The 13470-nt window shown below is 63.9% G+C and carries 11 protein-coding genes; 6 read left to right on the forward strand and 5 right to left on the reverse strand.

Annotated features, from left to right (window positions below; all coding sequences use genetic code 11):
* Positions 1 to 432 (forward strand): IS4 family transposase (locus YUO_RS0132360; RefSeq protein ID WP_028350959.1); only part of this gene is annotated, 432 nt, incomplete at its 5' end.
* Between the two features lie 180 nt (positions 433 to 612).
* On the opposite strand, the gene hrpB is transcribed toward YUO_RS0132360, so the two are convergent.
* Positions 613 to 3213 carry an ATP-dependent helicase HrpB gene (gene hrpB / locus YUO_RS0132365; RefSeq protein ID WP_035728137.1) on the reverse strand — a complete coding sequence of 867 codons (2601 nt, stop codon included), beginning with the start codon at positions 3211 to 3213 and terminating at the stop codon, positions 613 to 615.
* Positions 3214 to 3334: 121 nt separating this feature from the next.
* Complete coding sequence (locus YUO_RS0132370) at positions 3335 to 4651, reverse strand: UDP-glucose dehydrogenase family protein (protein ID WP_028350961.1); 1317 nt, start codon at positions 4649 to 4651, stop codon at positions 3335 to 3337.
* A gap of 180 nt (positions 4652 to 4831) precedes the next feature.
* Here YUO_RS0132370 and YUO_RS0132375 point away from each other — a divergent pair, with 180 nt between their 5' ends.
* The 3 genes from YUO_RS0132375 to YUO_RS0132385 all read left to right on the forward strand — a co-directional run bounded on the left by YUO_RS0132375 (position 4832) and on the right by YUO_RS0132385 (position 9921).
* Positions 4832 to 5884 (forward strand): acyltransferase family protein, encoded by a 1053-nt coding sequence (locus tag YUO_RS0132375; RefSeq protein ID WP_028350962.1) that lies wholly within the window; start codon positions 4832 to 4834, stop codon positions 5882 to 5884.
* A gap of 112 nt (positions 5885 to 5996) precedes the next feature.
* Entirely contained in the window at positions 5997 to 9047 is a 3051-nt protein-coding gene (gene polA / locus YUO_RS0132380; RefSeq protein ID WP_028350963.1) for a DNA polymerase I, read from the forward strand.
* A gap of 238 nt (positions 9048 to 9285) precedes the next feature.
* Complete coding sequence (locus tag YUO_RS0132385) at positions 9286 to 9921, forward strand: LysE family translocator (protein WP_028350964.1); 636 nt, start codon at positions 9286 to 9288, stop codon at positions 9919 to 9921.
* 125 nt (positions 9922 to 10046) lie between these two features.
* Here the strand turns inward: YUO_RS0132385 and YUO_RS0132390 are convergent, their stop codons facing one another.
* A complete protein-coding gene (locus YUO_RS0132390) occupies positions 10047 to 10673 on the reverse strand; it encodes a glutathione S-transferase family protein (RefSeq protein ID WP_028350965.1) in 627 nt (208 codons plus the stop codon).
* Between the two features lie 198 nt (positions 10674 to 10871).
* Here YUO_RS0132390 and pyrE point away from each other — a divergent pair, with 198 nt between their 5' ends.
* Entirely contained in the window at positions 10872 to 11435 is a 564-nt protein-coding gene (gene pyrE / locus YUO_RS0132395) for an orotate phosphoribosyltransferase (RefSeq protein ID WP_028350966.1), read from the forward strand.
* Between the two features lie 109 nt (positions 11436 to 11544).
* Entirely contained in the window at positions 11545 to 12357 is an 813-nt protein-coding gene (locus YUO_RS0132400; RefSeq protein ID WP_028350967.1) for a DUF2865 domain-containing protein, read from the forward strand.
* 105 nt (positions 12358 to 12462) lie between these two features.
* Here the strand turns inward: YUO_RS0132400 and YUO_RS0132405 are convergent, their stop codons facing one another.
* Together YUO_RS0132405 and YUO_RS0132415 are read right to left on the reverse strand one after the other, a co-directional pair.
* Positions 12463 to 12894: a hypothetical protein gene (locus YUO_RS0132405; RefSeq protein WP_028350968.1), complete on the reverse strand. Its 432-nt coding sequence runs from the start codon at positions 12892 to 12894 to the stop codon at positions 12463 to 12465.
* Between the two features lie 308 nt (positions 12895 to 13202).
* Positions 13203 to 13433 (reverse strand): hypothetical protein, encoded by a 231-nt coding sequence (locus YUO_RS0132415; RefSeq protein WP_028350969.1) that lies wholly within the window; start codon positions 13431 to 13433, stop codon positions 13203 to 13205.
* Positions 13434 to 13470: the final 37 nt, after the last annotated feature.

Raw genomic sequence — 13470 nt, forward strand, 5'->3', positions numbered from 1 at the left:
AAGGGTGACTCCCGACTGCCCATTCCACTGCGGCGGATCAAGGTCCGGCGCGAGAGAGGCGGCACGATTACGCTGCTGACCAACGATCTTACCCGAACGGCCGTCGAGATCGCNGCCCTCTACAAGAGCCGTTGGCAAATCGAACTGCTGTTCCGCTGGATCAAGCAGCACCTCGACATCCGCAAGTTCCTCGGCACCAGCGACAATGCGATCCGCCTGCAAGTCCTCGCCGCGATGATCGCTTACCTGCTGCTGCGCATGGCCGCGCACGCCAACTGCATCACCATGCTGCCGCTCAGGCTGGCCGAACTCGTCAGCCAGTTCCTGTTCACCCGTCGATCCATCGCCACCATCGACAAGCCCCCACCCATCAATCCCAGCATTCGCAAACCTCCAACCTCCCCAAACCAGATGGAGTTCTGCTATGGCTGATCTTCCCCGGACAGCCCTGCGCTCTTTGCGGGGAGAGGTCGGAAACTTGGCAAAGCCAGGTTTCCGGGTGAGGGGCAAGGCAGGACGTCTCCGCGCAAACGTCATCTACCGAATTCGCGGATGGAGCCCCTCACCCCAACCCTCTCCCCGCGAAGAGCGGGGAGAGGGAGTTAATTTTTCTCACGTCCCGCGCGGCTTGACCCGGCGGGTCGGCAGCGCATTTGCCGGGTCTTCCGGCCAGGGGTGGCGGGGATACCGGCCGCGGAGGTCGGAACGCACCGCGGCATAGCTGCCGCGCCAAAAACCTGGAAGGTCGCGCGTCACCTGCACCGGGCGTTGCGCCGGGGACAGCAATTCCAGAACCAGCGGCACCTTGCCTTTGGCGATCGAAGGATGGGTGTTGAGCCCGAACAGCTCCTGCAGGCGCACAGCAATGGTCGGGCCCTGCTCGGCCTCGTAGTCGATCGCGAGCATGGTGCCGGTCGGAGCTTCGAAATGCGTCGGCGCCTCGCGCTCCAGTCGCGCGCGCAATTCCCATGGCAACAGCGTCATCAGCGCATCCGAGAGATCGCCGGGGGAAAAATCCTTCAGCGAGGTCTTGTCGTAGAGCGCGGGCACCAGCCAGTTCTCGGCTTCGGCTACCAGCGCTGCATCCGACAGATCGGGCCAGTTCTCGCCTTCCGCCTTGCGCAGAAACATCACGCGGTCGCGCCATTGCTTCAGGGATTTCGACCATGGCAGCTTATCGAGCCCGGCGGCGACCAGGCCCGTAGCGAAGATGCGTGCGGTCTCTGCCGACGGCGACAGCGCCATCGGCGCTTCCGACAGCGTAATTGCGTGCAGCGTCCGCTTGCGGCGCGCGCGCAGCGCCATCGCGCCGCGATCGAACGAAATCTCTTCGGTGCTTTCGATCTGATCGGCGAAATGCGATTCGATATCTCCTTGCGCGATCGGTGCTGCCAGCAGAATGCGTCCTTGGGCTGCGGTGCCGGTCAATTCGGCGACCGCGATATAGGGCGCGCGCGCCAGCGACGAGGCTTGCTCGACGGCGGCACCACGGCCGTTGGCGAGCACGAAACTGCCATTGCCGCGGTTGCGGGCGACGCGATCGGGAAAAGCAAGCGCGAGCATGACGCCAGTGGAGAGTTCTGCGTTAGGGACGCGAGACTGCGCGGGCTCCCCTCCCCCTTGCGGGGAGGGGCTGGGGAAGGGGGTGGCCGCAGGAAAGACTGCCCGTGTGGCCCCCTCTCCCCGGCCCTCCCCCGCAAGGGGGGAGGGAGAAGAAAGAGCACGCTCGCTCGATGACACCTGCCGCGCCCAGCGCTGCGCAAGACTGCGCGCGCTACTGGCGCGCGGCGAGCGGTCGCGGCGGAACTGATCGAGCCTGACATCGAGATCGACACTGTCGCCGCCAAGGCCGCGCTCGGTCAGGATCGCGGCGATTTCGGCGGCCTCTTCGCCGGCACCTAGCCGGTGCGAATCCACGATCATGCGCGCCAGCCGCGGCGGCAGCGCCAGAGCCCGAAGGCTCTTGCCCTCTGCGGTGATGCGGCCGTCGCTATCGAGAGCGCCGAGTTCGAGAAGCAGGCTGTCCGCTTCCTTCAGCGCCGGCGCCGGCGGGGGATCGAGAAACGCCAGCGTCGCCGGATCGCGGACGCCCCATTGCGCGAGGTCGAGCACCAGCGAAGATAGATCGGCCGAGAGAATTTCGGGCTGGGTATAGGCGGCGAGCGACGCCGTTTGCGGCTCGTCCCATAGCCGGTAGCACACGCCGGGCTCGGTGCGGCCGGCGCGGCCGCGGCGCTGGTCGACCGCGGCGCGCGAGGCGCGCACGGTCTCCAGCCGCGTCAGGCCGATATCGGGCTCGTAGCGCGGCACCCGCGCCAGGCCGGAATCGACGACGATGCGGACGCCCTCGATGGTGAGCGAGGTCTCGGCGATCGAAGTCGCCAACACGACCTTGCGTTGCCCCTTCGGTGCCGGCGCGATGGCGCGGTCCTGCACGGTGGCCTCCAGCGCGCCAAAAAGCGGCACGATCTCGACGCTTGCATCATGAATCCGCTCACCAAGAAAATTCTGCGTGCGGCGGATTTCGGCGGCGCCCGGCAGAAACGCCAGCACCGAGCCGGGATCGGCGCGCAGCGCGGTCGCGATCGCATCCGCCATCTGCCGCTCGATGGGTGCGTCCGTCTTGCGGCCGAGATAACGCGTCTCCACCGGAAAAGCGCGGCCTTCGCTGGCAATCACTGGTGCATCGCCGAGCAACTTGCCGACCCTTGCGCCGTCGAGTGTCGCCGACATCACGAGGATGCGCAGGTCCTCGCGCAGGCCGGTCTGCGCATCGCGGGCGAGCGCGAGCCCCAGATCGGCATCGAGCGACCGCTCGTGAAATTCATCGAACAGCACAGCTGCAACGCCGTTCAACTCGGGATCATCGAGAATCTGGCGTGAAAAGATGCCCTCGGTGACCACCTCGATCCGGGTCGCGCGCGAGATCTTGGAGCCGAAGCGGACGCGATAGCCGACGGTCTCCCCTGCCCGCTCGCCGAGCGTACGCGCCATTCGTTCGACGCTGGCCCGCGCCGCGATCCGCCGCGGCTCCAGCATGATGATCTTCTTGTCCTTCAGCCACGGCACATCGAGCAGCGCCAGCGGCACCCGCGTGGTTTTGCCGGCCCCGGGAGGCGCCACTAACACCGCGGTGTTGTTGGCCGCGAGCGTGCGGTCGAGCTCATCGAGCACCGCGTCGATCGGGAGAGGGGTGTCGAAGGTAAGAGGCAATATCTCTCATCCGTCATCACCCGCGAAAGCGAGCGATCCAGTAAACGCAGCCGCTACTGACTACGAAGACCGTGCGTACTGGATACCGCGCCTGCGCGGGGTATGACAACTATGGTTGCGGCTACACCTTCGGCTCAGGCGCCCGTCCGACACTCTCGTACGTGAAGCCCTGCGCGGCCATGTCCTCGGGGCGATAGATGTTGCGCAGATCGACCACGACAGGCTGCGCCATTTCATTCTTCAAGCGCTCCAGATCAAGCGCCCGGAACTGGACCCACTCGGTAACGATCACCAGCGCATCGGCGCCGCGCGCGCATTCGTAAGGATCGCTGCAATATTCGATCTCGGGCAGTTCCTTCTTCGCCTGCTCCATGCCGACCGGATCGTGCGCGCGCACTTTCGCACCCATGTCGAGCAGGCCGGTGACGAGCGGAATCGACGGCGCCTCGCGCATGTCGTCGGTATCGGGTTTGAAGGTGAGGCCGAGCACCGCCACCGTCTTGCCGCGCAGATTGCCGGCGGCGCTCGATACCTTGCGTGCCATCGCGCGCTTGCGAATGTCATTGACGCCGAGCACGGCCTCGACGATGCGCAGTTGCACGTCATGGTCCTGGGCGATCTTGACCAGCGCGCGGGTATCCTTCGGAAAGCAGGAGCCGCCGAAGCCCGGGCCGGCATGCAGGAATTTTGAGCCGATGCGGTTGTCGAGCCCGATGCCGCGCGCGACTTGCTGCACATCGGCGCCGACTTTTTCCGAGAGATCGGCAATCTCGTTGATGAAGGTGATCTTGGTGGCGAGGAACGCGTTGGCCGCGTATTTGATCAGTTCAGCGGTGCGCCGCGCCGTGAACATCAACGGCGCCTGGTTGAGCGACAGCGGCCGGTAGACGTCGCCGAGCACCTTGCGCCCGCGTTCGTCATCGGTCCCGACCACGATACGGTCAGGGAATTTGAAGTCGCGGATTGCGGCGCCCTCGCGCAAAAATTCCGGATTGGAGGCGACCACCACGTCGGCAGTGGGATTGGCCTCGCGGATCAATCGCTCGACCTCATCGCCAGTGCCGACCGGCACGGTCGACTTGGTTACCACCACCGTGAAGCCCGACAGCACCGCCGCAATCTCGCGCGCGGCGCTGTAGACGTAAGTGAGGTCGGCATGGCCGTCGCCACGCCGCGAGGGCGTTCCGACCGCAATGAACACGGCGTCCGCTTCCGCCACCGGCGCGGTCAGGTCGGTGGTGAAATCCAGCCGCTTGGCCTTGACATTGGAGGCCACCAGCGCGTCGAGCCCGGGCTCGAAAATCGGGATCTCTCCTCGGCGCAGGGCTTCGATCTTGCCGGCGTCCTTGTCCACGCAGGTGACCTGGTGGCCGAAATCGGCAAAGCAGGCGCCGGATACCAGCCCCACATAGCCCGTGCCAATCATGGCGATTCGCATGAAAACAATCCGTATTTGATGGTTAACGCCAATCCCGATTTCGCAGGCGTCTTAGAGCATTTTTCATCAAAGGGGAAACCGGAAAAAGCGCCCGATCCCGGCATGTGATTTGTATGGATAAAGAAGAAAGCAACGGATCGGGCCGAAGATGCGGCCGCCTCGCGCCGAAAAGGGACACCGATGACTTCAAACGGTACATCCGCCGTCACGGAACGCTCCACCCGCATCGACTGGGTGGACTACGCCAAGGGCATCTGCATCGTCATGGTGGTGATGATGCATTCGGTGCTGGGAGTGGAAGCGGCGGCCGGCCAGACCGGCTTCATGCATGCGTTCGTGATGTTCGCAAAACCGTTCCGGATGCCGGATTTCTTCCTGATTTCGGGCCTGTTTCTTGCCGTTGTCATCGACCGTGACTGGCGCACCTATCTCGATCGCAAGGTCCTGCACTTCGCTTATTTTTATGTGCTGTGGGTGACGATCCAGTTCGGCTTCAAGGCTCCTGGCTTCGCCGCTGAATCGGGTTGGCGGCATGTCGGATTCATGTATCTGGAATCCTTCATCGAGCCGTTCGGCACGCTGTGGTTCATTTATTTGTTGCCGGTGTTCTTCGTTGTCACAAAACTGTTGCGTGGCGCCGCGCCGCTTGCGATCTGGCTCGCGGCCGCGGCGCTCGAGATGGCGCATATCACGACCGGCTGGACCGTGATCGACGAGTTCTGCGGGCGTTTCGTCTATTTCTATTCCGGCTACCTGTTTGCCAATTACGTGTTCGCGTTGTCGGACCGCGCGCGGGCGCGCCCGGCCCTCGCACTCGTGGGCGTCGCGATGTGGACGCTCGTCAACGGCGCGCTGGTCGTATCCGGCTTTGACGAATGGCCGCTCGTGTCGCTGGCGCTCGGCTTTGCGGGCGCCGGCGCCATCATCGTCATGGGCACGCTGCTGGAGCGCATGCAGTGGCTGAATTTCCTGCGCTATTGCGGCGAGCATTCCATCGTCATCTATCTCGCCTTCTTCCTGCCGATGGCGGTGACCCGAACGCTGCTTTTGAAGACCGGCCTGATCGCCGATATCGGGCTGGTCTCGCTGATCGTGACGGTTGCGGGCGTCGCGGGGGCGGTAGTGATCTGGCGCCTGGCAGTGGCGCTGCGGGCAAACTTCCTGTTCGAGCGCCCGGCCGCGTTCTGGATCGTGCCGAAAAAGGCCGCGCCGGCGCTGCAGCCGGCGGAGTAATCTCTATCGTCGTCCCTGCGCACGCAGGGATGACGAAAATTGGCTGTGCGGCAATCCCAAATTACCGCCCCTCGAGGCTGTCAATCCGCGCAAAAATCCCTAAATTTCGGCCATGCCGAAATCAGCCCCCAAAGCCGCCGCGAAACCCGCTCCCGCCAAAGCGCCTGCCAGGGCGCCCGCCAAAGCCCCTGCCAAGGGCGACCATGTGTTCCTGGTCGACGGTTCCGGCTACATTTTCCGCGCCTACCACGCGCTGCCGCCCTTGAACCGCAAATCCGACGGGCTGCAGGTCAATGCCGTGCTCGGGTTCTGCAATATGCTGTGGAAGCTGTTGCGCGAGATGCCCGAGGATAATAAGCCGACGCATCTGGCGGTCGTGTTCGATAAATCGGAGATCACGTTCCGCAACAAGCTCTATCCCGATTACAAGGCGCACCGGACAGCAGCGCCGGACGATCTGATCCCGCAATTCGCGCTGATCCGCGAGGCGGTGCGCGCGTTCGACCTGCCCTGCCTGGAACAGGTCGGCTTCGAGGCCGACGACCTGATCGCGACCTATGTCCGCATTGCCTGCGAGCGCGGCGCCACCGCCACCATCGTGTCCTCGGACAAGGATCTGATGCAACTCGTGACCGACTGCGTCACCATGTACGACACCATGAAGGACCGGCGCCTCGGGGTCGCCGAGGTGATCGAGAAATTCGGCGTTCCGCCGGAAAAGGTCGTCGAGGTGCAGGCGTTGGCCGGCGATTCCACCGACAACGTGCCGGGCGTTCCTGGCATCGGCGTCAAGACCGCAGCACAACTGATCGTCGAATATGGCGACCTGGAAACGCTGCTGCAGCGCGCCGGTGAGATCAAGCAGCCGAAACGGCGCGAGGCTCTGCTCGAGAACGCCGAGAAGGCGCGGATCTCGCGGCAACTGGTGCTGCTCGACGACAAGGTCGATCTCGAAGTGCCGCTCGACGACCTTGCCGTGCACGAGCCGGATGCGCGCAAGCTGATCGCCTTCCTAAAAGCGATGGAATTCTCCACCCTTACCCGCCGCGTCGCTGAATATTCGCAAGTAGACCCCGCCGATATCGAGCCGGATGCCGGCAACAAGAGCGGCGCCAGTGTCTTCGCGGTGCCGCCATCGGGCAAGAAGCCGGAGGGCTATGAAGGCGCGACGTTGGATAGTCCTCCCGCCGGCAAAGCTGGCACCTCGCCGGGCAAGACCGGCGGCGACAAGCAGGACAAGGCGGCGAGCCACAAGGGTACGCCGATATCGCTGGCCGCGGTCCGCGCGGAAACCGCGCGAAAACTGCCGGTCGATCGGACCAAGTACCAGACCATCCGCACGATCGATGAGCTCAATGCCTGGGTTGCGCGGGCCTATGACGCCGGCACGTTTGCGATCGTCGCCAAGGCGAGCTCGGACGATCCAATGCAGGCCGACATCTGCGGCATTGCGCTGGCGCTGGCGCCAAACGACGCCTGCTATATTCCACTCACGCACAAGCAATCCGGCGGCGGCGCCGGCCTGTTCGACGCCGGCCTCGCGCCGGACCAGATCACGGCTGCCGAGGCGCTGGCGGGGCTGCAGCCGCTGTTGGAATCACAGGGCATTCTCAAGATCGGCTTCGATATCAAGTTCAGCGCCGTGATGCTGGCGCAGCACGGCGTCACCCTGCGCAACGTCGACGACGCGCAATTGATGTCGTACGCGCTCGACGCCGGACGCAATTCACATGCGCTGGGGTCGCTCGCCGAACGTTGGTTTGGCCATGCCGTCACGAGCGAAAGCGAGCTAATCGGCAACGGCAAGAACAAGCTGACCTTCGATCAGGTCGCGATCGACAAGGCGGCCGTCTATTCAGCCGAAAGCGCCGACGTAATCCTGCGGCTGCACCGCGTGCTCAGACCACGGCTCGCCGCGGAGCACATGATGACGGTCTACGAGACCCTGGAGCGGCCGCTGGCCACCGTGCTGGCGCGGATGGAGCGGCGCGGCATTTCGATTGACCGCCAGGTGCTGTCGCGGCTGTCGGGTGATTTCGCCCAGACCGCAGCGCGCGTCGAGGCCGAGTTGCAAGAGATCGCCGGCGAGCCGATCAATGTCGGTAGCCCCAAGCAGATCGGCGACATCATCTTCGGCAAGATGGGCATCCCCGGCGGTACGAAGACCAAGACCGGGGCGTGGTCGACCTCGGCGCAGATTCTCGACGAGCTCGCCGAGCAGGGTCATGAATTCCCGAAGAAAATTCTGGAGTGGCGGCAGGTCTCGAAACTAAAATCGACCTATACTGACGCGCTGCCGAATTACGTGCATCCGCAGACCCACCGCGTGCACACGACGTATGCGCTGGCCGCGACCACCACGGGGCGGCTGTCGTCGAACGAGCCGAACCTGCAGAACATTCCGGTTCGCACCGAGGACGGCCGCAAGATCCGCCGCGCCTTTATTGCAACGCCGGGCCACAAGCTGGTGTCGGCGGATTATTCGCAGATCGAATTGCGGCTGCTAGCCGAGATTGCGGACATCCCCGTTTTGAAGCAGGCGTTCCGCGACGGGCTCGACATTCACGCCATGACCGCCTCCGAAATGTTCGGCGTGCCGATCAAGGACATGCCGGGCGAAGTGCGGCGGCGCGCGAAAGCGATCAATTTCGGTATCATCTACGGCATCTCGGCATTCGGCCTCGCCAACCAGCTCGGCATCGCCCGCGAGGAAGCCTCCGCCTACATCAAGAAGTATTTTGAGCGCTTCCCGGGCATCCGCGCTTACATGGACGAGACACGGGATTTCTGTCGCACCAATGGTTATGTGCTGACCCTGTTCGGGCGGAAATGCCATTACCCCGACATCAAGGCCTCCAACGCCTCGATCCGCTCCTTCAACGAGCGCGCCGCAATCAATGCGCGCCTGCAAGGCACCGCCGCCGACATCATCCGCCGCGCCATGATCCGGATGGAGGACGCGCTGGCGGAGAAGAAGCTATCGGCGCAGATGCTGTTGCAAGTGCATGACGAGCTGATCTTCGAGGTGCCCGACGACGAAGTGGCGGCGACGCTGCCGGTGGTGCAGCGCGTCATGCAGGACGCGCCGTTCCCGGCGGTCGTGCTCTCGGTGCCGCTGCAGGTGGATGCGCGGGCGGCGAATAATTGGGACGAGGCGCATTAGCTTTACCTCTCCCGCTTGCGGGGGAGGTCGACGCGCGTAAGCGCGGNGGGNGGGGGTCTCTCCGCGAATTCTGATGCCTCTTATGCGGCAGCACCCCCACCCCAGCCCTCCCCCGCACGCGGGAGAGGGAGCGCACTGCCGATGCGGCTTCACAGAAATGTCCTCGGAGCAATATACGAAATGACATCGCCGCGCACTGCGCGCTAGAAACGTGCGCATTCCTCGCCGCGAGTCTGCCATGCCTCATCTCCCCACGCTGCTCGGCTTCGCCCTGGTCTCGCTCGGCATGGTGCTGACGCCGGGGCCGAACATGATCTACCTGATCTCGCGCTCGATCACGCAAGGGCCGGCAGCCGGCATCGTCTCGCTGGGTGGCGTCGCACTCGGCTTTGTGTTCTACATGCTGTGCGCGGCGTTCGGGATCACCGCGCTGTTGTTCGCAGTGCCCTATGCTTACGACGCGTTGCGCTTCGCGGGCGCCGCTTATCTGTTGTGGCTGGCGTGGCAGGCGCTGAAGCCCAACGGGCGCTCGCCGTTTCAGGTGAAAAAGCTGCAAGTCGACGGCCCGCGGAAATTGTTTGCGATGGGCTTCATCACCAATCTGCTCAATCCAAAGATCGCGATGCTGTACCTGGCACTGTTGCCGCAGTTCATCGATCCCGCGGTCGGCAGCGTACTGACGCAGTCGCTGGCGCTCGGCGCGATCCAGATCGTGATCAGCGTTTCCGTCAATGCAATGATCGCGCTCGCTGCCGGATCGATCGCAATGTTTCTCGGCTCGCGGCCGACGTGGCTGTTGCTGCAGCGCTGGCTGATGGGAACGGTGCTGGCGGGGCTTGCGGTGAAGATGGCGTTCGAGGCGAAAAGGGCGTAAGACTCCGCTATCTCCAACCCACCGTTGTCATCGCCGGCTTGCCGCCTCCGCTAAAGCTTCGGCGAGCCAGCATTGTGAAAGCCTCGGCGAAGCCTTGGCGTAGCGGTGGGTCGGGACAGCGAGTATCAATCCAGCTTGGCTTCCATGCCGCGCTTGGTCGCCGGGCGCGCCATCATGGCGTTGTACCAGCGCTCGACGTTCGGAAAATCCTTCAGCTCCACCTTGTGACGTGGGTGGCGCCAGGCCCAGCCCAGGATGGCGAAGTCGGCGACCGACAAGGCATCGGCGACGAACTCCCGGCCCTCCAGCCGACGGTCGAGGACGCCGTAGAGCCGGCGCGTCTCGGCCATGAAGCGCTTGAGGCCGTAGGCGCGGTCGGTCTCGTTCTCCAGCGCGATGAAATGGTGCACCTGGCCCGGCATCGGCCCAAATCCGCCCATCTGCCACATCAGCCATTCATAGACCGGGATACGCTCGGCCAGCGGCCTGGGCAGGAACTTGCCGGTCTTCTCGCCGAGATAAAGCAGGATCGCACCGGATTCGAAGATACTGACCGGCTTGCCGCCGGGGCCGTCGGGATCGACGATCGCCGGGATCTTGTTGTTCGGGCTGAGCTTGAGAAAGGCGGGCGCCATCTGCTCGCCCTTGGTGATGTTGATCGGGATCACCTTGTAGGGCAGCCCCATTTCCTCCAGCGCAACCGAGATCTTGCGGCCGTTCGGCGTGTTCCAGGTGTGCAGTTCGATTGTCATTTTTTGTCATCCCCGCGGAAAGCGCGGTATCCAGTACCCCGGAACTTCCGGGCGTTACAACCGCCGCCGCGGAATACGGGGCCATCCGCTTTCGCGGATGCCGACATGGTGCCCTGTTGACGGCGTCGGATCGGCGCTGGAATCTGCCCCGCAGCGCCGATAGATTGCGCCCCGCCTGAAACCTTCGGGGAAACCGTCTTGTCCAAATCAGCCTCCCGCGCCCGCCTCGCCGAGATCATCCGCAAGCGCTCGTTCGGCCGCGGCGAGATCACGCTGGCCTCAGGCCGCAAGAGCGACTTCTACTTCAACCTCAAGCCGACCATGCTCGACCCCGAAGGTGCGGCGCTGTTGGCTGAACTGACCTATGAGGCGCTGAAGGACGACAATCTCGATTTCGTCGGCGGGCTGGAGATGGGCGCCGTCCCACTGGCGGGCGCGATCGCGCAGCTCTCCTGGCTGAAGGGGCACCCGATAGCGGCGTTTTTCGTGCGCAAGAAGCCAAAGGAGCATGGCGCGCGTCTCGCTGTGGAGGGCCTTGCCAAGGGGGAGACCCTGCAGGGCAAGCGCATCGTGATCGTAGAGGACGTCACCACCACCGGCGGCTCGGCATTGAAGGCGGTCGAGGCCGTGCGCGAAGCCGGCGGCGAGATCGTGCTGGTGCTTACGATGGTCGACCGCGAGGAAGGCGCGACCGAAGCCTTTGCCGAGGCAGGGCTCGAGTTTCGTTCGCTGTACAAAGCGGGCGAATTTTTGAAGGGGTGAATAGGTCTTCCCCCGTCCCGCTCATCACTCATTTACCATCCGCCGTTAAGGTTACCGGAACTGAAGCCGTCGCGCTTCAGCGCGTTTGTTACGTTGGGTGGAGTTGACGTTGCGTACAGAGTTGGCTTTTTCGCGCGTGCGGCGCCGCGCGACGTTTGTTGCCGCAGCGATCGTTTCGGGCGCTCTCCTGCTCGCGCCCGGCAGCGTTTCCGCCGAAGGCCTGTTCGATTTCCTGTTCGGCGGCGCGCAGAAGCAGCAGACGCGGCAAGCGTCACCGCAAGCCAATTTCTTCGCCGATCCGTTCGGCCTCAATCAGCAGCCATCGGCGCCCGCCCCGGCCCCGCGCGTGGCGGGCTCCGGGCCAGCGTTTTGCGTGCGAAGCTGCGACGGCAAGTATTTTCCGCTGACCATGCGCGGCACCGCCTCGCCGGTGCAGACCTGCCAGGCGTTCTGCCCGGCCAGCGTCACCAAGGTGTTTTACGGCACCAACATCGATCATGCGACCGCCAGTAACGGCGAGCGTTATGCCGACAGCGAGAACGCCTACGCCTATCGCAAGGCGCTGAGCGCCGACTGCACCTGCAACGGCCGAAGCCCGTCCGGGCTTGCGCCGGTCGATCTCACGCTCGATACCTCGCTGCGCTCCGGCGACGTCGTCGCCACCACCGATGGGCTGGTGGCCTATACCGGCGTGCGTCTTGGCGCCGACCACACGGCGGAGTTCACGCCAGTCGCCTCCTATCCCGGCCTCACAGCAGATGTCCGCGCCCGGCTCGGCGAAATGAAGGTCGCGCCAGTCAGCGCCGAGATGGTCGCGGGCACCGCGCCGCTGCCCGAAGCACGGCGCGACGACGAACTGCCGACCGCCTCGATCCCGAAGACGGCCGCGTCGAAAGCGGCGAAGCGGGCGGAAGCGCGATAGTGCACCCGCAGTACGCCGCAGGGCCCAAACACAAAATTACGAAAACAACCCCATGCAAAGTAGCGTGGGCCCGGCCTCGCAGCATTCACATAGCTGACGCCAGCACTACCGCCCCACGATGACGCCAATCACGTTCGGCGCCGACAGGTATTTTTCCTCGATCGCCGCGCGTGCCGCGGCGCGATTTTCCGGCGTCAGCAGGCCGCGCTTCTCGGCCAGAATCATCCAGCAATAGCCCCACCAGTCCGTCAGCATGCCCTGGTCGTCGACGAGATCGTAGCCTTGCTCGGCGGCAAAAATCCGCGCCTGCGCCTCATCCAGCGAATCGAGAAAGGCGTGATCCTCGATCGAAAACAGTTCGTCGCTGAAATCGTCCGTGGTGTAACCCCACACCGACATGCAGACCGCGTTGAACTCGCGGTCGATCGCGTCGTCGTCGACGAGTTGGCGGCGCGAGGCCTGGTGCAGGCGCGACAACGAGCGCGCGAAATCGGCGATGCGGGTGAGAGCGAACTGATCGAAAGCGATGGTGGACATGTAGTCCTCGCAAACTCGGATGGGCCTATATGTTGTGTCGGCGACGTGCCGAATCACAATGATATATCAAAGGCTTGCTAAGATGTTCTTAATTTGTTCTAGCTCTGGGCCGAAATTTCGCCTATCCGGTTGCCGCAAGGCTCGAGAATCATGGATGGGGCGCGAACCCGCCAGATTCGGATGCTGTTGCTGGAAGCGGCCGACGCGATCGAGCTGCCGCAGAAGCTCTATCTCCGCTATCCCGCGCTTGCCGAGGAAAGCGAGCCTTGAGATCGCGCAATGGGATGAACCATCGGCAACTCAATCCTTCACATCGCCGACAACAGTTTGTCGCCGCAATAATTGGCGTAGAATTTTCCGCCGCATTGCCGCTTGATCGCGGCACAACGCGCCTCTGGTGAAGCGCCCTTTGCGACGCTGAATGAGCAGCTCAGCCCGTCGGCACTTCTGCCGGTCTTGCCCGCGGCAAAGGCGGCGCTAGTGGCGCTGATGCAGACTATCAATAACGCGGTGGCCGCGATCTCGATCGTCAATCTCATGACAGGCCCTCCCCGTTTTGCTGGCACGCGATTCCTT

The sequence above is a fragment of the Bradyrhizobium murdochi genome, from assembly GCF_000472965.1.
Taxonomy (GTDB): domain Bacteria; phylum Pseudomonadota; class Alphaproteobacteria; order Rhizobiales; family Xanthobacteraceae; genus Bradyrhizobium; species Bradyrhizobium murdochi.